Source organism: Streptomyces sp. NRRL S-337, from assembly GCF_000720175.1.
Lineage (GTDB): Bacteria > Actinomycetota > Actinomycetes > Streptomycetales > Streptomycetaceae > Streptomyces > Streptomyces siderophoricus.
Genome location: NZ_JOIX01000083.1, coordinates 1 through 20232, shown reverse-complemented (window position 1 = coordinate 20232; position 20232 = coordinate 1). Strand labels below are relative to the sequence as shown.

The following is a 20232-nucleotide window of genomic DNA, read 5'->3' as shown; positions in this document are numbered from 1 at the left end:
GACGGAAGGTGCCCACGGGTCGCGCGGGCGGATCCGGAGCCACAGCCACCGGCGGACCCGGCGGCGCCTACCCCGGGCGGTGCATGTCACACTCATCGCATGCGCGTGTACCTCGGTTCCGACCATGCCGGCTTTGAACTCAAGAACCACCTCGTCGAGTGGCTCAAGGCCCACGGCCACGAGCCCGTCGACTGCGGTCCCCACATCTACGACGCCCAGGACGACTACCCGCCGTTCTGCCTCCGCGCCGCGGAGAAGACCGCCGCCGACCCGGACAGCCTCGGCATCGTGATCGGCGGCTCCGGCAACGGCGAGCAGATCGCCGCCAACAAGGTCAAGGGCGTACGGGCCGCACTGGCCTGGAGCGAGGAGACCGCCAAGCTCGGTCGCGAGCACAACAACGCCAACGTCATCTCCGTCGGCGGCCGGATGCACACCCAGGACGAGGCGACCAGGTTCATCGAGGTCTTCCTGAACACCCCCTACTCCGGCGACGAGCGGCACACCCGCCGCATCGAGATGCTCTCCGCGTACGAGACCACCGGCGACCTCCCGGCCATCCCCGCACACCACCCGCAGGGCTGACCCCCGCCCGTTCGACGCCGCCGCCCGCCCACCCCGCCGCCCCGGGGCGGGCGGGCGCGCCCACCGGAGGACCCGCCGTGCCCGAGGGCCACACCATCCACCGCCTCGCCGCGGACTACGCCGAGCGCTTCCTGGGGCAGAAGGTCCGGGCGACCAGCCCCCAGGGCAAGTTCTCCGACGGCGCGGCCCTCGTCGACCACCAGGTGCTCGAAACCACCGAGGCACACGGCAAACACCTCTTCCTCGGCTTCGGCTCTCCCCCAAGGACCTCCGACGAGCTCCGGTCCAGGGGGTACCCCCATCGCTGGATCCACATCCACCTCGGCCTCTTCGGCAAGCTCGGCTTCGGCACCGCTCCGGCCCCGCCGCCCACCGACACCGTCCGGCTGCGCCTGGCGAACGCCGACGCCTACGCCGACCTGCGCGGCCCCACCACCTGCGCACTGATCACCGAGGCCGAGAAGGACGCCATACACGACCGGCTCGGCCCCGACCCGCTGCGCCCCGAGGACGACGGCGGCCGCGCCTGGCAGCGGATCTCCCGCAGCCGGACGACCATCGCGGCGCTGCTCCTCGACCAGAAGATCATCGCCGGGGTCGGCAACGTCTACCGCGCGGAGGTCCTCTTCCGCCACGGCATCGACCCGTACCGCGCCGGCCGCGATCTCACCCGCACACAGTGGGACGCCATCTGGTCCGACCTGGTCGCCCTCATGCGCGAAGGCGTCCGCCACAACCGCATCGACACCGTCCGCCCCGAGCACACCCCCGAGGCCATGGGCCGCCCGCCCCGTGTCGACGACCACGGCGGCGAGGTCTACGTCTACCGCCGCGCCCTGCAGGACTGCCACATCTGCGGCACCGAGATCCGCACCGCCGGCCTCGCCGCCCGCAACCTCTTCTGGTGCCCGGGCTGCCAACCGGCCGGCGGCGCCGCGTAATACCCGCGATCGCGCCGCGCCACACCCCCTCCCACCACGGCTCATCGGACGTTCCCCGGCCGCGCGACCGCATTTCGAACAGGGTTTCCGCGCAATTGGCCGGGGCGACGTGCGGCGAATCGACGCGCCGCCGAACGGGTGGATAAGGTCCCAGAGCGATGACGAGTGGCCCGGGAACCGAAACCCTGACGGCCCGGGTGCACAAAGGCCTGCACCGGGCCCGCGTCGGCGTGCGCAAGGCCGGGGTCGACTACTTCCGCGGCGAGGGCTCCGACCACTTCGCGCTGGCCGCCCTGCTGTTCGCCATCCCCGCCATCGCCGCCGGCACCCTCTGGCGCCCCGAATGGATCGCCCCCACCGCCCTGGTCCTCCCCGTCATCGCCGGCGGCCTGCTCCTCCGTCCCGCCAACCTCCTCGTCCTCTACGGCGCCTCCGCCGCCGCCCTCGTCGTCGAGGCCGCGCTCTTCGGCCCGTACGAGGAAGGCCCCGACCGGATCACCCCGGGCACCGTCCTGGTCGTCGCCGCCGTCGGGCTCTTCGGCCTGCTCATCGCCCAGTTCCGCAGCCGCGTCGGCGTGCCCTGGCGGCGCGGCGGCACCATGCTCTTCGACCTGCGCGAACGCATCCGGGTACAGAGCAAACTGCCCCGGCTCCCCAAGGGCTGGCACCACGAGATGGCGCTGCGCCCGGCCGGCGGCCAGTCCTTCTCCGGCGACTTCGTCGTGGCCTCCCGCACACACGGCGGCAACATCCTCGAAGTCGTCCTCACCGACGTCTCCGGCAAGGGCATGGACGCCGCCTCCCGCGCCCTGCTGCTCTCCGGCGCCTTCGGCGGCCTGCTCGGCTCCCTCCCGCCGCACGGCTTCCTCCCGGCGGCCAACGGCTATCTCCTCCGCCAGGACTGGGAGGAGGGCTTCGCCACCTCCATCCACCTCGTCCTCGACCTCGAATCCGGCGACTACGAACTCCTCTCCGCGGGCCACCTGCCGGCCCTCCAGCTCAGCGCCGGCAGCGGCCGCTGGGAGGAGAAGGCGGGGGACGGGCCGCTGCTCGGCGTCTACGACGGCGCCCAGTTCGACCCGGTCAAGGGCACCCTGCGGCCCGGCGACGTCCTGATGCTCTTCACCGACGGCCTGGTCGAGGCCGCCGACCGCGACATCGCCGAGGGCATCGACCGCCTCACCGGCGAGGCGGACCGCTACGTCGCCAGCGGCTTCGCCGGCGCCGCCTGGCACCTGATCGAGGCCGTCGCCAAGGACGTCAACGACGACCGCGCCCTGCTCCTGATCTGCCGCGACGCCTGACGCCCACGAGGGCCGGCCGGGCCTCTTCGGTGGGGTTTGCCCCAGCCCGGCCCTGCGGCCCTCCCCATGGCCCGGCAGGGCCCCGGCTCCCTACCGTGAAACCGACGCCACCGGCCGCCACGACGGCCCGGGCCGAGCACCCACCGGACCCCACGGAGCGCCCCACCATGCCCCCGACCGCACCCCCGTCCACCTCCGCACCCGCCGTCGAACTGCGCGGCGTACAGCGCCGGTACGGCCGCGGCCCGGCCGCCGTCCACGCCCTGCGCGGTATCGACCTGACGCTGCCGCGCGGCTCGTTCACCGCCGTCACGGGCCCCTCGGGATCCGGCAAATCGACCCTCCTGCAGTGCGCGGCCGGCCTGGACCGCCCCACCTCCGGGTCCGTACGACTCGCCGGCACGGAAATCAGCCGAATGAGTGAGCGCCGCCTCACCGCCCTGCGCCGCGGCCGGCTGGGCTTCGTCTTCCAGGGGTACAACCTGCTGCCGGCCCTCACCGTCGAGGACAACGTCCTGCTGCCGATGCGCCTGGCCGGACAGCGCCCGGACCGCCGCCGGGCGGCCGACGTCCTCGCCCGCGTCGGCCTGGCCGACCACGCCCACCGCCGCCCGGGCCGGCTCTCCGGGGGTCAGCAGCAGCGCGTCGCGCTCGCCCGCGCCCTGGTCACCGCACCCGACGTGCTCTTCGCCGACGAGCCCACCGGCGCCCTGGACACCGCCACCGCCGCCGAGGTGCTCGGCCTGCTCCGGCACGCCGTCGACACCCTCGGCACCACGGTCGTCATGGTCACCCACGACCCGGTGGCCGCCGCCCGCGCCGACCAGATCCTGGTCCTCACGGGGGGCACGGTCACCGACCGCCTGCTCCCCGGGACGCCTCAGGCAGGGGACTGAGGCTGCTGCTGCCGGGGCACCGCGGGCGCCGGCCCGTCGGCCGGCTTGCGGAACGCCCAGTCCATGGTCGGTTCCATCGCGAACCGGAAGACCTTGCGGACCGGCGGCGTGCACAGCGCCGTCACGACGCCGCCCGCGAGCAGCGTGACCGTGACCTCGCCGAGCGGCGAGTGCAGCCAGGCGTAGTCGTCGAACCAGCCCCAGAACCGCGAGCCCTTCGCCAGGAAGCCGTGCAGCAGATAGCCGTACAGCGTCCCGGCGCCCAGCACCGTGAACCAGGTCCGCCGCGTCGGCACCCAGGAGAAGAAGCAGGCCACGAGCACCATCGAGCAGCCGAAGAGCGCCAGCGTCATCACGATGCCGACCCACCAGGTGGTGCCCAGCTCCTGGGCGCTGTCGCGGTGGTAGAACCACGCCGAGCTCATCCGCGGCGCCGCCCAGTAGGCCATCACCAGCGCCGCCGCGAAGATCGGCACCGACGCGATCCGGACCGCCCGCCGCTGGACGAGCCGGAAGTGCTCCGGCCGCAGTGACAGCCCCAGCACGAAGAACGGCAGGAACTGCAGCACCCGCTGGAGGTCCAGGTCGTCACCGATGTCCGGCGAGATCGACGCGAGGACGGCGATGACCACCGCGAGCGGAATCGGCCAGCGCACGACCTTCCACAGCGGTGTGGTCAGCCGCCAGATGAACAGGGCGATCAGGAACCAGGTCAGGAACCAGGGGTCGAGCAGGCTGATCGGATGCCCCGGATCGTCGTCCGCCCAGCGCTTGAAGAACGCGTAGGCGGTCTCGAAGAGCACATACGGAACGGCGACCCCGGTGACCAGGCGCTGCAGTCGGTCCCGGCGCATGTCGAAGCTGCGGGAGAAGTAGCCGGAGATGATGATGAAGGCCGGCATGTGGAAGGTGTAGACGGTCATGTAGAGCGCCTCGGCGGCGCGGCTGCCGTCGGTCAGCGGCTCCCAGGCGTGCCCCATCGCCACCAGCACGATGGCCAGGTACTTCGCGTTGTCGAAGAAGGGGTTCCGCCCCCCGCTCTTCGACGGGGGCGCCGGTGCCCCCGCCGGCTGCTCGGCGGACTCCGTACGGCCGGACCGGTCCGTACCCGCCGCCTCCCGGGCAGGCGGGAGCACGCGTCGCGGTGTGGGGGCAGCGGGAAACATTCCAGGCACGATAGCGGTGCCCGGCGAATGCGTAAAACCGTCGCCACGCCCTTCGCTATTTCATCCGACGGGCCCACCGATATGACCTGGATAAACACCGCAAGGGGCGAGCCGTTGACGGGACGCCGCCACCACTCCATCGCCCCTTTTGCCGCACTTGATACCCTCAAATCTGGTCATATCCCCTGAGGACGACGCCGAGGAAATGTCCACTTTCATGGTGCTGTGCGGCGCCGCCCGGTCCCCCGTAGTGATGCTCTCCGCCACGCCCGTAAAACAGTGGCGGAACTCACGGATAAACAATTGCCGGAGGGTGCGCAGAGTGATCGCGAATGATCGAGGAATCCCGCAGCGCGGAAATTGCGGGGGACGAGCGGCGGGGGAGGGGAAGGCGGCAGGCGGCCGGACGCCGGTACGCGGCCCGGCCCGTGCGGCACCGGCGGCCGGAATCGGGCAAAGCGTTGGCCGATGATTCGTCACCGGCCTGCAGTGGGCATGGAGTTGGTGGCACGATGGGTGCCGGGGGGTGTGCGCGGCATGCTCCCGGGCCGGTGAGGCGTTCCGACCAAGGGTGTGATCAGTGTGGCTCTGTCGCTGTCAGTTGTGCTGCTGTTGGGGATCATCCTGATCGTGCTGATCAGAGGAAAGTCGATCAAGGCGGGCCCGGCGCTCGTCGCCATACTGTTCGGCTTCTTCCTCGCCTCCACCGGCATGGCGCCGTCCATCAACAGGTTCCTCAACTCCCTGGCGGACACCATCAACCACATCACCTTCTAGGCGTCCGGACACCCGAACGTCATCCGGCCGCCCGGCTGGCCGGCCGTCCGGACGCCCCTCGCGCCCACCAGGCACCTCAAGGCCCACAAGGCCCCTGACGGTTCACGACGTTCAGAGGTCCTGTTCGCCCCCGGTCCGCGCCACCGCCTCGCGTACGGCCTCCTCGCTGCGGCCCACCACCGCCGAACCGTCGTCCGCGGTGATGATCGGCCGCTGGATCAGCCGGGGATGACCGGCCAGCGCCGCGATCCACCGCTCGCGCGCGGCCTCGGTGCGCTCCCACCCCCCGAGCCCCAGCTCCTTCGCCTCGGCCTCCTGGGTGCGGGTGATGTCCCACGGTTCCAGCCCCAGCCGGGCCAGGACCGCGCGCAGTTCCTCCGCGCTCGGCGGATCGTCGAGGTACCGGCGGACCGTGTACCGCGCGCCTTCCTCGTTCAGGATGTCGACCGCGGAGCGGCACTTGGAACATGCGGGATTGAGCCAGATCTCCATCCGGCCACTTTATTGAAGCCGCCGCGCCGGTCGCGTAAAGCCCCGGCCGTTCCGGAATGCGGAAAGCGAAAAGCCCCGGGCCGACCGGGCCGGGGCTTTTCCTCGAAGAGCGGGCGACGGGAATCGAACCCGCGTAGCTAGTTTGGAAGACTAGGGCTCTACCATTGAGCTACGCCCGCAGGCGCCACAGGTCGTCGGACCTCGGCACGCAGTGCATCCTAGCGGGTCGCGGCGGTCTCCCGCACACCCCTTCCCGCGGACGGCGCCCCGCGCCGCGTACGCCGGCGCAAGGTTCCGCGCCCCGCCCGCCGGCCGTCCCCCTCGCTGCTGCCGCGGCCTCGCAATAACTGGCAGCCTTACCGCGTCCGGCCATGTACCCTACGTGTCGCACCGACGGGGTGTGGCGCAGCTTGGTAGCGCGTCCGCTTTGGGAGCGGAAGGTCGTCGGTTCGAATCCGGCCACCCCGACCAGCAGGACCTCTGTCCGACCGGGCCCGTCCGGTGGAGCCCGGCCCCCTCTGGGGCCCGCCCGGACCGCCGGGCGTTCAAGATCCCGTTATCGGCGTCATCCTCCTTGCGGTTACTATGCAAACTGCGTGCCCGTGTGTCTGTGTACCGGGCGGATCGGCAGGGCCCGGTGTCAGCCGGGTGCCGGCGGATCTCAAGCAGAACCCCAGAAGTCAGCCCCAAGGAGACCGAACCGTGAAGAGCGCCGTGGAGACCCTGAACCCGACTCGGGTTCGGCTCACTGTCGAGGTGCCCTTCGAGGAGCTCAAGCCCAGCCTCGACGCGGCGTACAAGAAGATCAACCAGCAGGTCACGGTGAAGGGCTTCCGCCAGGGCAAGATCCCGGCGCGCGTCATCGACCAGCGGTTCGGCCGCGGCGCGGTGCTGGAGGAGGCCGTCAACGACGCGCTCCCGAAGTTCTACACCGAAGCGGTCAACGAGGCCGAGCTGAACGTCCTCGGCCAGCCCGAGGTCGACATCACCGAGCTGAAGGACGGCGAGACGCTGAACTTCACCGCTGAGGTCGACATCCGCCCCACCCTGGAGATCCCGGACTACTCCGGCATCGAGGTCGAGGTCGACGCCGTCGAGGTGTCGGACGAGGACGTCGACAAGTCGGTCGAGCAGCTGCGTGAGCGCTTCGCGACGACCAGCCCGGTCGAGCGCGCCGCGCAGGACGGCGACGTGCTGACCGTCAACCTCGAGGCCAAGGTCGACGGCGAGGTCCTGGAGGACGGCGTCGCCGAGGGCGTCACGTACACCGTCGGCTCCGGCGAGCTGCTCGACGGCATCGACGACGCGGTCAAGGGCCTGGAGGCCGGTGGCAGCGCCACCTTCACCTCCGAGCTCAAGGGCGGCTCCGCCCAGGGCAAGGAGGCCGAGGTCACCGTCGAGGTCACCGAGGTCAAGGCCCGCGAACTCCCCGAGCTGGACGACGACTTCGCGCAGCTGGCCAGCGAGTTCGACACCCTTGAGGACCTCAAGGCGGACAGCCGCAAGCGCCTCGCGCAGATGAAGAAGTACGACCAGGCCACCCAGGCCCAGGAGAAGGTCCTGGACGAGCTGCTGAAGCTCGTCGAGGTGCCGATGCCGGAGAAGCTGCTCGCGGACGAGATCCAGACCCGCAAGCACAACCTGGAGCACCACCAGCTCGGCCAGATGGGTCTCGACCTCGCGAAGTACCTGGAGATCCAGGGCAAGACCGAGGAAGAGTTCGACGCCGAGACCAAGGAGCAGGCGGAGAAGGGCATCAAGACCCAGTTCATCCTGGACGAGCTGGTCAACAAGGAGAAGCTGAACGTCAGCCAGGAGGAGCTCACCGAGCACCTCATGCGCCGCGCCCAGTCCTCCGGCATGTCCCCCGACCAGTTCGCCCAGGCCGTCGTCGAGGGCGGCCAGGTGCCGATGCTCGTCGGTGAGGTCGCCCGCGGCAAGGCCCTCGCGGTCGTCGTCGAGGCCGCCACGGTCAAGGACAGCAACGGCGAGGTCGTCGACCTCGACGACGAGGACGAGACGGCCGAGACCGTCGAGGCCGAGGGTGCCGGCACCGAGGCTGCGGACGAGAAGCCCGAGGCGTAAGCCCCGGCCCTCCCGCGACCCGCGCAGAACGACTGATCAACGGGCCCGAACACGCACGTCCGCGTGTTCGGGCCCGTCCGTCGTACCGGCCCGTGAGCCTGCGCTCACAGCGAACAGTTGACAATGCGGGATGGCGTTGTCCGACCTGCGCGTTAGGGTCCGTAGATACGAGGGCAGGGGAGTCCCTGAAACCGCGCCGGGGCGACATACGGCGCCCGAATCCCCGCGCCCCAGAAGACGACGCTGTGACGGCCCCGAGCCGTCCGACAACGAGCAGGTGGACACGTGACGATCCCGATGCCTTCCGCCGCCGCTGAGCCGACCTTCGGTGGCCTCGGCGACCAGGTCTACAACCGGCTGCTCGGCGAGCGGATCATCTTCCTCGGCCAGCCGGTCGACGACGACATCGCCAACAAGATCACCGCGCAGCTGCTTCTCCTCGCCGCGGACCCGGACAAGGACATCTTCCTCTACATCAACTCCCCGGGCGGCTCGATCTCGGCCGGCTTGGCGATCTACGACACCATGCAGTACATCAAGAACGACGTGGTGACGATCGCGATGGGCCTCGCGGCCTCCATGGGCCAGTTCCTGCTGAGCGCCGGCACGCCGGGCAAGCGCTTCGCACTGCCGAACGCCGAGATCCTCATCCACCAGCCCTCCGCGGGCCTGGCCGGCTCCGCGTCGGACATCAAGATCCACGCCGAGCGGCTGCTGCACACCAAGAAGCGGATGGCGGAGCTGACGGCCTTCCACACCGGTCAGACGGTCGAGCGGATCACCCAGGACTCCGACCGCGACCGCTGGTTCTCCGCCGATGAGGCCAAGGAGTACGGCCTCATCGACGAGGTGATGACCTCCGCCGCCGGCGTTCCGGGCGGGGGCGGCACCGGGGCCTGAGCCCCGTACCACTCGCCCCTCAGCCACCCCAGCCCACTTGATCGCCACCAGGACGGTGAACACCACGATGAACAACTTCCCCGGCAGCGACTTCTACCAGCGCCCGGAGTCCGAGTTTTCCGGCGCGCGCGCGGAGTCCCGATACATCGTCCCGCGCTTCGTCGAGCGCACGTCCCAGGGTGTGCGCGAGTACGACCCTTACGCGAAGCTGTTCGAGGAGCGAGTGATCTTCCTCGGCGTGCAGATCGACGACGCCTCGGCCAACGACGTCATGGCGCAGCTGCTGTGCCTGGAGTCGATGGACCCGGACCGCGACATCTCGATCTACATCAACAGCCCCGGCGGCTCGTTCACGGCGCTCACGGCCATCTACGACACGATGCAGTTCGTGAAGCCGGACATCCAGACGGTCTGCATGGGCCAGGCGGCCTCCGCCGCGGCCGTGCTGCTCGCGGCCGGCACGCCCGGCAAGCGGATGGCGCTGCCGAACGCCCGGGTGCTGATCCACCAGCCGTACAGCGAGACCGGCCGCGGTCAGGTCTCCGACCTGGAGATCGCCGCCAACGAGATCCTGCGGATGCGCACCCAGCTGGAGGACCTGCTGGCCAAGCACTCCTCGACGCCCATCGAGAAGATCCGCGATGACATCGAGCGTGACAAGATTCTGACCGCCGAGGAGTCCCTGGCGTACGGTCTGGTCGACCAGATCGTCTCGACGCGCAAGTCGTCCGTCTCGATCGGCTAGCGGTTTCGCGCACAACGCGCCGGAGCGTTGCCTCCTTGGACCGGTTCGGGATCGAGTGAACCGAGTCGGTCCAAGGGGGGCCCGTACGGGGGGCCCGGCAAGGTACCGTCGATAGGCAAGCACCCGGGTCCGTTGGAGCAATGCGGATCCCAGGCGAAGGGGAAGCACCTCGTGGCACGCATCGGTGACGGCGGCGACCTGCTCAAGTGCTCATTCTGCGGAAAGAGCCAGAAGCAGGTGAAGAAGCTCATCGCGGGACCTGGTGTGTACATCTGCGACGAGTGCATCGATCTCTGCAACGAGATCATCGAGGAGGAGCTCGCCGAGACCTCCGAGGTGCGTTGGGAAGAGCTTCCCAAGCCCCGGGAGATCTACGAGTTCCTGAACGGCTACGTCGTCGGCCAGGATCCCGCGAAGAAGGCGCTCTCGGTCGCCGTCTACAACCACTACAAGCGGGTCCAGGCGGGCGAGAACGGCCCCGGCCGCGGCGATGAGGGCATCGAGCTCGCCAAGTCCAACATCCTGCTGCTCGGCCCCACCGGCTCCGGCAAGACCCTGCTCGCGCAGACCCTCGCCCGGATGCTGAACGTCCCCTTCGCGTTCGCCGACGCCACGGCGCTGACGGAGGCCGGTTATGTCGGCGAGGACGTCGAGAACATCCTCCTCAAGCTGATCCAGGCCGCGGACTTCGACATCAAGAAGGCCGAGACCGGCATCATCTACATCGACGAGATCGACAAGGTCGCCCGGAAGAGCGAAAACCCGTCGATCACCCGTGACGTCTCCGGCGAGGGCGTCCAGCAGGCGCTGCTGAAGATCCTGGAGGGCACCACCGCCTCGGTCCCGCCCCAGGGCGGCCGTAAGCACCCGCACCAGGAATTCATCCAGATCGACACGACGAACGTGCTGTTCATCGTGGGCGGTGCCTTCGCCGGCCTGGAGAAGATCATCGAGGCCCGGTCCGGCGCCAAGGGCATCGGCTTCGGCGCGACGATCCGCTCCAAGCGGGAGATCGAGTCCAAGGACCAGCTCCAGGACGTCATGCCGGAGGACCTGGTCAAGTTCGGCATGATCCCCGAGTTCATCGGCCGGCTCCCGGTCCTCACCTCGGTCCACAACCTCGACCGTGAAGCGCTCCTGCAGATCCTCGTCGAGCCGCGCAACGCGCTCGTCAAGCAGTACAAGCGCCTCTTCGAACTCGACGGTGTGGAGCTCGACTTCGACCGCCCGGCCCTGGAGGCCATCGCCGACCAGGCCATCCTCCGCGGCACCGGCGCCCGCGGCCTGCGCGCCATCATGGAGGAGGTCCTCCAGGCGGTGATGTACGAGATCCCGTCCCGCAAGGACGTCGCCCGCGTCGTCATCACCGAGGACGTCGTCCACTCCAACGTGAACCCGACCCTCGTCCCCCGCACCCGCGGCGACTCGGGCGAGCCCCAGGAGAAGAGCGCGTAGCCCGCGCCCACCAGACGTACGAGAGCCGCCCGGCAGCTTGCTCGCTGCCGGGCGGCTCTCCTGTGTAACGGGTCCGTGCCGCCGTCCCCCACAGACGGCGTACGGGGCGGCTACTTCTCCTTGCGGACCTCGTTGCGGATCTTGGCGGTCTTCTCGGAGAGTTCCTCGGCGCCGGGGGTGGTGGCGGTGGTGCCGCCGGAGGCGGAGGGGGCGGCGGCCATCGTGACGGCGCCGATGGCGCTGTTGTCGCCCCAGATGCAGGTGGAGACGGTGACGGGCACGGACATGCCGCTCTGCGACACGGTGAACTTCTGCGTCCGGCACTTCATCACGGCACCGTCGAAGTCATCGGGGGAGTACTCGGTCGTTGAAGTTACGTCCTCGACCTTGGCGTTCCCCATGGTCTTCTTCTGGTTCTCGTCGACCTTGGCGAACATCTGGCTCACCGTGCCCTCGGGGTCGGCGATCTCGCCGTAGACGCCGTGCAGGCTCATGGTCAGCCCGCCGTCGGCCTTGTAGCTGCCCCCGACCCCCTTGGCGTTGGTGATGCCCATCGCCTTGGCTTCCTTGTCGTTGGCGAGGTCCTCGGTGCCCCCGGCACCAGGGGTCTCCGCCTTCGAGAACTGCCCGTTCAGCAGCTTCTCCGGCATCGAGATCGTGTAAGGCTTCACGTCCCCGCCCGAGCCGAAGACGAAGTACGCGCCGACGCCGATGGCGGCGACGACGGCGACGGCGCCGATGATCAGGCCGATCTTCTTGCCGCTGCCGCCGGACTCCTCGGGGCCCTGGGGGATGACGCCGTAGGGGGTCTGCTGGCCGCCGTACGGGGGCTGCTGGCCGTAGGCGGGCTGGGCGGGCTGCTGGGGGTAGCCGTAGCCCTGCTGAGGGGCCTGCTGCGGATAGCCGTAGCCCTGCTGCGGAGGCACCTGGCCGCCCTGCTGCGGATAGCCGTAACCGGGCTGGGGGGCCGGCGGCTGCTGCGGCTGGCCGTACGGGCCGGGCTGCTGGGGCTGCCCGTACGGGCCGGGAGGCGGCTGGTTGAAGCTCATGGAGCGGTTCCCCTCGTGACAACTGAAGACAGTTGAAATTCTGCGTGTGAAGTTCTGCGGTGTTTATGCGCTGCCGACATCCTGTACGACGCCGCCGACAGCCGGTGCCCCGGGGGCGAAACCGATTCGAAGCTGCTACATGGGCGCCCGTACACTGTCCGTCGTGACCGAGAACACTCAGCAGAGCAACCACAGCGCCCCCGAACTGCCGACTCAGTACACGCCGGCCGATGTAGAGGGGCCGCTGTACGAGCGCTGGGTAGAGCGGGGTTACTTCGAGGCCGACGAGAAGAGCGACAAGCCGCCGTACACGATCGTCATCCCGCCGCCGAACGTCACCGGCAGCCTCCACCTGGGCCACGCCTTCGAGCACACGCTGATCGACGCCCTCACCCGCCGCAAGCGGATGCAGGGCTACGAGACGCTGTGGCAGCCGGGCATGGACCACGCCGGTATCGCCACCCAGAACGTCGTCGAGCGCGAGCTCGCCAAGGAAGGCGTCTCGCGGCACGACCTCGGCCGGGAGGCGTTCGTCGAGCGCGTCTGGCAGTGGAAGAACGAGTCCGGCGGCCAGATCTCGGGGCAGATGCGGCGGCTCGGTGACGGCGTCGCCTGGTCGCGCGAGCGGTTCACGATGGACGAAGGGCTGTCCAAGGCCGTTCAGACGATCTTCAAGCGGCTCTACGACGACGAGCTGATCTACCGCGCCGAGCGCATCATCAACTGGTGCCCGCGCTGTCTGACCGCCATCTCGGACATCGAGGTGGAGTACCAGGACGACGACGGCGAGCTGGTGTCGATCCGGTACGGGGAGGGTGACGCGTCGATCGTCGTCGCCACCACCCGCGCCGAGACGATGCTCGGTGACACCGCGGTCGCCGTCCACCCCGACGACGAGCGGTACGCCCATCTCGTCGGCACCGAGATCGAGTTGCCGCTGACCGGTCGTCGCATCCCGGTCGTCGCGGACGAGCACGTCGACCCGGAGTTCGGCACCGGCGCCGTCAAGGTCACCCCGGCGCACGACCCGAACGACTTCGAGATCGGACGGCGGCACGACCTCGCCAACCTGGCCGTCCTCGACGAGCGGGGCGTCATCACGGCGCACGGCCCGTTCCAGGGCCTGGACCGCTTCGAGGCCCGCTCCGCGATCGTCGGCGCGCTGCGCGCGGACGGCCGGATCGTCGCCGAGAAGCGCCCGTACACCCACTCCGTCGGGCACTGCTCGCGCTGTAAGACGACCATCGAGCCGCGGCTGTCGATGCAGTGGTGGGTCAAGGTCGGCCCGCTGGCGAAGGCGGCCGGGGACGCGGTCCGGGACGGCAAGGTCGCGATCCACCCCAAGGAGATGGAGTCGCGGTACTTCGGCTGGGTGGACAACCTCCACGACTGGTGCATTTCCCGACAGTTGTGGTGGGGTCACCGCATTCCGGTCTGGTACGGGCCGAACGGCGAGGTCGTCTGCGTCGGACCGGACGAGGAGCCGCCGAGCGGTGCGGGCTGGCACCAGGACACCGACGTCCTGGACACCTGGTTCTCGTCGGGCCTGTGGCCGTTCTCCACGCTCGGCTGGCCCGAACGGACCCCGAGCGTCGAGAAGTTCTACCCGAACTCCGTCCTGGTCACCGGCTACGACATCCTGTTCTTCTGGGTCGCCCGGATGATGATGTTCGGGCTGTACGCGATGGACGGCACCCCGCCGTTCCACACCATCGCCTTGCACGGCATGGTCCGTGACCAGTTCGGCAAGAAGATGTCCAAGTCGTTCGGGAACGCGGTCAACCCGCTGGACTGGATGGACGCCTACGGATCGGACGCCGTCCGGTTCACCCTCGCCCGCGGTGCCAACCCGGGTGTCGACGTGCCGATCGGCGAGGACTGGGTCCAGGGCTCCCGCAACTTCGCCAACAAGATCTGGAACGCCACCCGCTTCGCGCTCATGAACGGCGCGACCGTGGAGGGCGAACTCCCGCCCGCGGAAGCGCTGTCGGCGACCGACCGGTGGATCCTCTCCCGGCTGAACTCGGTCGTCGCCGAGGTCGACGCGTACTACGACGACTACCAGTTCGCGAAGCTGTCGGACACCCTCTTCCACTTCGCCTGGGACGAGGTCTTCGACTGGTACGTCGAGCTGTCCAAGACCACCTTCATGGCCGGCGGGCCGGCCGCCGAGGCGTCGCGCCGGGTCCTGGGCGAGGTCCTGGACGTCACGCTGCGGCTGCTGCACCCGGTCGTCCCGTTCGTCACCGAGACGCTGTGGACGACGCTGACCGGCGGTGAGTCGCTCGTCATCGCCGAGTGGCCTTCGGACTCGGGCTTCCGCGACGCGGCCGCGGAGCAGGAGATCGAGACCGTTCAGCAGGTCGTCACCGAGGTCCGCCGGTTCCGCTCCGACCAGGGGCTGCAGCCCGGCCAGAAGGTCCCGGCCCGGCTGGAGCTGTCCGGTACGGCACTGGCGCCGCACGAGGCCGCGATGCGGGCGCTGCTGCGGCTGCAGCCGGCAGGTGACGGCTTCCACGCCACCGCCTCGCTGCCGGTCGCGGGCGCCACGGTCGCGCTCGACCTGTCCGGCGCCATCGACGTCGAGGCGGAGCGCAAGCGGCTGACGAAGGACCTGGCCGCCGCCGAGAAGGAGAGGGCGCAGGCCACCGCCAAGCTCGGCAACGAAGCCTTCCTCGCCAAGGCGCCCGAGAAGGTCGTGGACAAGATCCGCGGCCGGCTGGGCACCGCGGAGGCCGACATCGAGCGGATCACCGCGCAGCTGGCGGCTCTGCCCCAGGTGTAGCACCGTTCCCCGCCGCAGGCCCCTCGTCCGTACGGGCGGGGGGCCTGCGGCGTCCCCGCCCCCGTCCCCGCTGCCCCCGTTCGCGGACCGGCCAGAGCAGCACATACGCCGTGGAGACCGCCACGAAGCCCAGGCGGATCAGCCCGCGGGCCGAGTCGTCGGGGATCGCGAAGACGCTGCCGTAGAGGATCAGCAGCGCGAGCCAGCTCCACCAGGGGACCAGGCGGCGCTGGCCGATCACGTCCCACAGCAGGGTGCCGAGCAGCACCGACGCCGTGTAGTACGTGTAGACGCTGGGGTCGAGGACGATCCGGGCGTTGGCGCCGAGCAGGACCACGGCCGCCCAGCGGCCCCGCCAGACGGCGATCGCGCCCAGCGTCAGCCCGAGGGCGGCCTGTGCCGGGCGGTCCCAGCCGGGGGTCTCCGGGTCGCCGACGCCCAGCCAGCGCAGCGCGGACGCCGGATGGTTGGGGATGGCGAACTTCGCCGCGGCGAACGACTGCGGGTCGCCGAGGAAGAACGGCAGCCAGGCGACGGCCACCAGGCCCGCGCACCACAGGCCGGCCCGCAGCCACTTCTCCCGCGGCAGCGCGAGCAGCAGCGGGACGAAGGCCAGGGCGGTGGGCTTGGAATCCATCGCCAGGGCCAGGCAGGCGCCGGTGAGGGCGGCGTCGCCGCGGGTGACGGCGCGTACCGCGAGGGCGGTAAAGAACAGGGCGAGGACGTCGTCGAGGTGCCCGAAGCGGACCGCGACCTCGATCCACATCGGGATGAAGGCCAGCCCGGCGATCAGGACGCGCTGCCGCAGCCGCTGGTGGTTGGTGCCGGTGCCCAGGAAGTGGTGGGCCGCGCTGCGCCCGGCCAGGACCACTATGACCAGGCCGAGCAGCGACATCAGGGCCGCGGCGAGGAACTGGCCGGTGGCCTCGGGAAACGGGTTGAACAGCCCGGCGGTCAGGAAGCTGATCGGGCCCATCTGGAGCTCGGGGTGGTGCGCGTAGAGGTTGAGTCCGCCGGTGCCGTCGCCCGCGGTGCCCTGGTAGATCAGCTCGCCGCCGGTGCGCAGGTAGTGCCAGGAGAAGCCGCCGTGCGGTTCGACGACCGCGAACCACAGGGCGGTCCAGGCGGTGAGCAGCACCAAATGCATCCGCTGACTGATTGCCGGCACGCCTGTTCAGCTCCTGCTTTCCCGTTCGCCGTCGTCCTGTCGCGCGCTCCCGTGGGCCGTGCTGGCGCCTTTGGGGTGCGGGGGAGCCGGACAGCCCGCCGTGGAAGAGGGCGAAGCGGGGCGGAAAGTTGTCCCGGCCGGGCAGGTCCGGCCGATTCGGCCCGTTAAGACCGTTCTCATCGCGTTCTCATGAAGGCGAGGCACGGTGGACCGGAATGCCGGATGCCGGATGCCGGAGCGCCGGATTGTCGGAGTCCGGCGGAAACCGCCCGCCCCGTCCCAGGAGCCGCGCCCCATGAACAAGCCACTGCGCCGGGTCTCGGTGTTCTGCCTCGCCCTGATACTCGCACTGATGGGCTGGGCCACCTGGATCCAGGGCGCGAAGGCCAGTGACTACAAGGAGGACTCGCACAATCCGCGGGTGACCATCGGCAAGTACGCGGCGCCGCTGGGCAACATCCTCGTCGGCGGCGAGCCGGTCACCGGCTCCGCCGCCACCTCCTCCACCCTCAAGTACAAGCGCACCTACAAGGACGGCCCGCTCTACGCCCCGGTGACCGGCTTCACCTCGCAGATCTTCGGCAGCAACCAGCTGGAGAGCCTCTACGGCGACCTCCTCGACGGCTCCGACAGCCGCCTGCAGAGCCCCGCCGACGCGCTGACCCGCACCCGGGCCAAGGGCGGCGACGTGGCCACCACCATCGACGCCAAGGTGCAGAAGGCCGGCTATCAGGCGCTGGACGGCAAGAAGGGCGCGGCCGTCGCCCTCGACCCGGCCACCGGGCGGATCCTCGGCATGGTCAGCACCCCGTCGTACGACCCGGGGAAGTTCGCCGGGTCCTCCGCCGCCGACCAGAAGGCGTGGCAGCGCATGTCCGGCGACGGGGATCACCCCGAGGTCAACCGGGCGCTGCGGCAGCCGCTGCCGCCCGGCTCCACCTTCAAGCTGGTGGTCGCCGCGGCCGCGCTGGAGAACGGCCTGTACTCCTCGGTCGACGAGCACACCGACAGCCCCGACCCGTACACCCTCCCGCACACCCGCACCACGCTGAAGAACGAGAACACCGCCGCGCCCTGCAAGAACGCGACCATCCGCACCGCTCTGCGGTACTCCTGCAACACCGTGTTCGCGAAGATGGCCGTCGACCTGGGCAAGGACAAGGTCAAGGCGCAGGCCGAGAAGTTCGGCTTCAACGACGGCAAGGTGGACACCCCGGTGCGCGCCGCCAAGAGCGTCTACCCGGACGACATGGACCAGGCGCAGACCGCGCTCTCGGGGATCGGCCAGTTCAACGACCAGGCGACCCCGCTCCAGATGGCGATGGTCGCCTCGGCCATCGCCAACGGGGGCGAGCTGAAGAGCCCGCAGCTGGTCGACCGGCTGACCGACGGCGGCGGCAACACCGTCCAGCAGAACGAGCCGGCGGCGTACCGCGGCGGCCGGACCATGTCGGGCCGTACTGCCGCCCAGCTGCGGTCCGCGATGCAGACGGTGGTGGACCAGGGCACCGGCTCGAACGCGAAGATCGGCGGACTGACCGTCGGCGGCAAGACCGGCACCGCCCAGCACGGCGTCGACAACAGCGGTACGCCCTACGCGTGGTTCGTCTCGTACGCGGAGGACGGCAACGGGCACCAGGTGGCGGTGGCCGTGATGGTCGAGGACGGCCACGCCGCCCGCAACGAGGTCTCCGGAAACGGACTGGCGGCCCCCGTGGCGCGGGCGATGATGAAGGCGGCACTGGGCTAGCGGGGACTTCCCGGCGGGCCGGCGCGGCGCGCGGCGGGCGGGGGCGACGCAGCGCGGCGCTGTCACAGGTGCCTCGTAGACTTGTCGTCGTGAGTGAGCGCCCCCGAAACGACGACCCCGACCCGACCGACGCCTTCGACGGCCTGGTCGAGGCGGAGACCGACAGAGACCCCGACCTGGCGGTGATCGAGGCCGGCAGCCGGACCTTGCGCGCCCAGGCGGGACCGCCGCAGGGGGACCCGATCCCCGCCCGGCCGGCCGATCCCGAGGTCGACCGCGCGCTGCGGGCCGTCGAGGAGGAGCTGGCGGGCCGCTGGGGCGAGACCAAGCTCGACCCGTCGGTGAAGCGGATCGTGGCGTTGCTGGACGTCCTGGGCTCGCCCCAGCGGGCGTACCCGTCCATCCACATCACCGGCACGAACGGCAAGACCAGCACCGCCCGCATGATCGAGGCGCTGCTGGGCGCCTTCGACCTGCGCACCGGCCGGTACACCAGCCCGCACGTCCAGTCGATCACCGAGCGGATCAGCCTGGACGGCAGCCCGATCTCCGCCGAGCGCTTCATCGAGACGTACCGGGACCTCGCGCCCTACCTGGAGATGATCGACGGCCAGCAGGAGTACCGCCTGTCGTTCTTCGAGGTGCTGACGGCCATGGCCTTCGCCGCCTTCGCGGACGCCCCGGTGGACGTCGCGGTCGTCGAGGTCGGCATGGGCGGCACCTGGGACGCGACGAACGTGATCGACGGCGACGTCGCCGTGATCACCCCCATCTCCCTCGACCACACCGACCGCCTCGGCGAGACGCCCGAGCAGATCGCCGGCGAGAAGTCCGGGATCATCAAGAAGGACGCCACGGTCGTGCTGGCCCAGCAGCCGGTCGACGCGGCGTCGGTGATGCTCAAGCGCGCGGTCGAGGTGGACGCCACGGTCGCCCGTGAGGGCATGGAGTTCGGGGTGCTCTCCCGTGAGGTCGCGGTCGGCGGGCAGATGCTGACGCTGCGCGGCCTGGGCGGCGAGTACCCGGAGATCTTCCTCCCGCTGTACGGCGCCCACCAGGCGCACAACGCCGCGGTGGCGCTCGCCGCGGTCGAGGCGTTCTTCGGTGTGGGCTCGGACCACGCCCGCACGCTCGACATCGACACCATCCGCTCCGCGTTCGCCGCGGTCGCCTCGCCGGGCCGGATGGAGGTCGTCCGCCGCAGCCCGACGGTCGTGCTGGACGCCGCGCACAACCCCGCCGGCGCCCGGGCCGCGGCCGAGGCGGTCACCGAGGCGTTCGGCTTCAGCCGGCTGATCGGCGTCGTCGGCACCAGCGACGACAAGGACGTCCGCGGAGTCCTGGAGGCGTTCGAGCCGATCTTCGCCGAGGTCGTGGTGACGCGTAATTCCAGCCATCGTGCGATGGATCCGGACGAGCTTGCGGCCGTCGCGGTGGAGGTCTTCGGCGCCGAGCGGGTCCAGGTCGAACCGCGGCTCGACGACGCCCTGGAGGCGGCGATCACCCTCGCGGAGGAAGAGGGCGAGTTCTCCGGTGCGGGCGTGCTGGTGGTGGGCTCGGTGATCACGGTCGGCGAGGCCCGACTGCTGCTGGGAAGGAACTGACCATGCGCACGCTCTGCGCGGGCACTCTGATAGGCGAATTCTTCGTGATCGGCTTCGCCGGCCTGGTCGCGATGCAGCTGACGGACATCCCGACGGCCACGATCTGGACGGTCAGCGGCATCGCGATGCTGCTCAGCCTCCTGCTGTGCGGCATGCTGACCCGCCCCGGCGGCGTCCAGCTCGGCTGGGCCCTCCAGATCGCCCTCATCGCCAGCGGCTTCGTCATCCCCACGATGTTCTTCCTCGGCGCCGTCTTCGCCGCCCTGTGGTGGGCCTCGGTCCACTTCGGCCGCAAGGTGGACGCGGCGAAGGCCGCTGCCGCTGCCGCTGCCTGATTTCCCCACGTACCTGGCTGTCCCGCCGTCGGGGTTGCTCGCCGTTGCGCTTTGCGGCGCCCCGCACGTAGCTCGCCGTCCCGCCGCGGGTGTTGTTCGCCGTTGCGCCTGCGGCGGGCTGGGTTTGTGGTGGGTGCGGTGACGGGCCTCCGGGGCCTTGTTCGTGGACTGCTGTCGCTTTACGTCCACGAACAA

17 protein-coding genes and 2 tRNA genes are annotated in these 20232 nt (G+C 70.2%); 14 read left to right on the top strand and 5 right to left on the bottom strand.

Translation table 11 applies throughout. The features are described 5' to 3' along the window. Positions 1 to 99 precede the first annotated feature (99 nt). The 4 genes from IG62_RS0134915 to IG62_RS0134900 all read left to right on the top strand — a co-directional run bounded on the left by IG62_RS0134915 (position 100) and on the right by IG62_RS0134900 (position 3726). A complete protein-coding gene (locus tag IG62_RS0134915) occupies positions 100 to 585 on the top strand; it encodes a ribose-5-phosphate isomerase (RefSeq protein ID WP_030813029.1) in 486 nt (161 codons plus the stop codon). A gap of 77 nt (positions 586 to 662) precedes the next feature. Further along, entirely contained in the window at positions 663 to 1526 is an 864-nt protein-coding gene (locus IG62_RS0134910; protein ID WP_030813026.1) for an Fpg/Nei family DNA glycosylase, read from the top strand. A gap of 158 nt (positions 1527 to 1684) precedes the next feature. Beyond that, positions 1685 to 2830: a PP2C family protein-serine/threonine phosphatase gene (locus IG62_RS0134905; protein ID WP_030813023.1), complete on the top strand. Its 1146-nt coding sequence runs from the start codon at positions 1685 to 1687 to the stop codon at positions 2828 to 2830. 167 nt (positions 2831 to 2997) lie between these two features. Next, on the top strand, positions 2998 to 3726 hold the full coding sequence (locus IG62_RS0134900) for an ABC transporter ATP-binding protein (protein WP_051799035.1): 729 nt from the start codon (positions 2998 to 3000) through the stop codon (positions 3724 to 3726). Here the strand turns inward: IG62_RS0134900 and IG62_RS0134895 are convergent. Next, a complete protein-coding gene (locus tag IG62_RS0134895; RefSeq protein WP_051799033.1) occupies positions 3711 to 4892 on the bottom strand; it encodes an acyltransferase family protein in 1182 nt (393 codons plus the stop codon). The two genes, IG62_RS0134900 and IG62_RS0134895, sit on opposite strands and share 16 nt — an antisense overlap. A 582-nt stretch (positions 4893 to 5474) precedes the next feature. On the opposite strand from IG62_RS0134895, the gene IG62_RS0134890 reads away from it, so the two are divergent. Beyond that, complete coding sequence (locus IG62_RS0134890) at positions 5475 to 5669, top strand: hypothetical protein (RefSeq protein WP_030415520.1); 195 nt, start codon at positions 5475 to 5477, stop codon at positions 5667 to 5669. Positions 5670 to 5780: 111 nt separating this feature from the next. On the opposite strand, the gene IG62_RS0134885 is transcribed toward IG62_RS0134890, so the two are convergent. Both IG62_RS0134885 and IG62_RS0134880 read right to left on the bottom strand, forming a co-directional pair. Next, complete coding sequence (locus tag IG62_RS0134885) at positions 5781 to 6161, bottom strand: arsenate reductase family protein (RefSeq protein WP_030813016.1); 381 nt, start codon at positions 6159 to 6161, stop codon at positions 5781 to 5783. A 108-nt stretch (positions 6162 to 6269) separates the two neighbouring features. Next, positions 6270 to 6340 (bottom strand) — tRNA-Gly (locus IG62_RS0134880). A 215-nt stretch (positions 6341 to 6555) separates the two neighbouring features. Between IG62_RS0134880 and IG62_RS0134875 the strand changes: the two genes are divergently transcribed. From IG62_RS0134875 to clpX, 5 genes are all read left to right on the top strand, one after another. Then, a tRNA-Pro gene (locus IG62_RS0134875) sits at positions 6556 to 6632 on the top strand. Between the two features lie 231 nt (positions 6633 to 6863). Beyond that, entirely contained in the window at positions 6864 to 8246 is a 1383-nt protein-coding gene (gene tig, locus IG62_RS0134870) for a trigger factor (RefSeq protein ID WP_030813013.1), read from the top strand. Positions 8247 to 8543: 297 nt separating this feature from the next. Further along, positions 8544 to 9146, top strand: coding sequence for an ATP-dependent Clp protease proteolytic subunit (locus IG62_RS0134865; protein ID WP_030415517.1), 603 nt, complete (start codon positions 8544 to 8546; stop codon positions 9144 to 9146). A 67-nt stretch (positions 9147 to 9213) separates the two neighbouring features. Then, positions 9214 to 9891 (top strand): ATP-dependent Clp protease proteolytic subunit, encoded by a 678-nt coding sequence (locus tag IG62_RS0134860; RefSeq protein ID WP_030813010.1) that lies wholly within the window; start codon positions 9214 to 9216, stop codon positions 9889 to 9891. Between the two features lie 171 nt (positions 9892 to 10062). Continuing rightward, a complete protein-coding gene (gene clpX / locus IG62_RS0134855; RefSeq protein WP_030813007.1) occupies positions 10063 to 11346 on the top strand; it encodes an ATP-dependent Clp protease ATP-binding subunit ClpX in 1284 nt (427 codons plus the stop codon). Positions 11347 to 11456: 110 nt separating this feature from the next. Here clpX and IG62_RS0134850 read toward each other — a convergent pair whose 3' ends face one another. Then, positions 11457 to 12395, bottom strand: coding sequence for a hypothetical protein (locus IG62_RS0134850; protein WP_030813004.1), 939 nt, complete (start codon positions 12393 to 12395; stop codon positions 11457 to 11459). A gap of 163 nt (positions 12396 to 12558) precedes the next feature. On the opposite strand from IG62_RS0134850, the gene IG62_RS0134845 reads away from it, so the two are divergent. After that, positions 12559 to 15180: a valine--tRNA ligase gene (locus IG62_RS0134845; RefSeq protein WP_030813001.1), complete on the top strand. Its 2622-nt coding sequence runs from the start codon at positions 12559 to 12561 to the stop codon at positions 15178 to 15180. On the opposite strand, the gene IG62_RS0134840 is transcribed toward IG62_RS0134845, so the two are convergent. After that, positions 15146 to 16327: a membrane protein gene (locus IG62_RS0134840; protein ID WP_037840062.1), complete on the bottom strand. Its 1182-nt coding sequence runs from the start codon at positions 16325 to 16327 to the stop codon at positions 15146 to 15148. The two genes, IG62_RS0134845 and IG62_RS0134840, sit on opposite strands and share 35 nt — an antisense overlap. Positions 16328 to 16643: 316 nt before the next feature. Here IG62_RS0134840 and IG62_RS0134835 point away from each other — a divergent pair, with 316 nt between their 5' ends. From IG62_RS0134835 to IG62_RS0134825, 3 genes are all read left to right on the top strand, one after another. Beyond that, on the top strand, positions 16644 to 18098 hold the full coding sequence (locus tag IG62_RS0134835; RefSeq protein ID WP_030812997.1) for a peptidoglycan D,D-transpeptidase FtsI family protein: 1455 nt from the start codon (positions 16644 to 16646) through the stop codon (positions 18096 to 18098). 89 nt (positions 18099 to 18187) lie between these two features. Next, on the top strand, positions 18188 to 19702 hold the full coding sequence (gene folC, locus IG62_RS0134830; RefSeq protein WP_030812995.1) for a bifunctional tetrahydrofolate synthase/dihydrofolate synthase: 1515 nt from the start codon (positions 18188 to 18190) through the stop codon (positions 19700 to 19702). A gap of 2 nt (positions 19703 to 19704) precedes the next feature. Further along, on the top strand, positions 19705 to 20037 hold the full coding sequence (locus IG62_RS0134825) for a DUF4233 domain-containing protein (RefSeq protein WP_030812993.1): 333 nt from the start codon (positions 19705 to 19707) through the stop codon (positions 20035 to 20037). The last annotated feature ends 195 nt before the right edge of the window (positions 20038 to 20232 follow it).

Bases quoted from the DNA above. Each gene is read 5' to 3' on its own strand.
- IG62_RS0134915 (WP_030813029.1), top strand. From the start codon at position 100: ATGCGCGTGTACCTCGGTTCCGACCATGCCGGCTTTGAACTCAAGAAC.
- IG62_RS0134905 (WP_030813023.1), top strand. From the start codon at position 1,685: ATGACGAGTGGCCCGGGAACCGAAACCCTGACGGCCCGGGTGCACAAA.
- IG62_RS0134900 (WP_051799035.1), top strand. From the start codon at position 2,998: ATGCCCCCGACCGCACCCCCGTCCACCTCCGCACCCGCCGTCGAACTG.
- IG62_RS0134895 (WP_051799033.1), bottom strand. From the start codon at position 4,892: ATGTTTCCCGCTGCCCCCACACCGCGACGCGTGCTCCCGCCTGCCCGG.
- IG62_RS0134885 (WP_030813016.1), bottom strand. From the start codon at position 6,161: ATGGAGATCTGGCTCAATCCCGCATGTTCCAAGTGCCGCTCCGCGGTC.
- IG62_RS0134865 (WP_030415517.1), top strand. From the start codon at position 8,544: ATGCCTTCCGCCGCCGCTGAGCCGACCTTCGGTGGCCTCGGCGACCAG.
- IG62_RS0134860 (WP_030813010.1), top strand. From the start codon at position 9,214: ATGAACAACTTCCCCGGCAGCGACTTCTACCAGCGCCCGGAGTCCGAG.
- IG62_RS0134850 (WP_030813004.1), bottom strand. From the start codon at position 12,395: ATGAGCTTCAACCAGCCGCCTCCCGGCCCGTACGGGCAGCCCCAGCAG.
- IG62_RS0134840 (WP_037840062.1), bottom strand. From the start codon at position 16,327: ATGCATTTGGTGCTGCTCACCGCCTGGACCGCCCTGTGGTTCGCGGTC.
- IG62_RS0134835 (WP_030812997.1), top strand. From the start codon at position 16,644: ATGAACAAGCCACTGCGCCGGGTCTCGGTGTTCTGCCTCGCCCTGATA.
- IG62_RS0134825 (WP_030812993.1), top strand. From the start codon at position 19,705: ATGCGCACGCTCTGCGCGGGCACTCTGATAGGCGAATTCTTCGTGATC.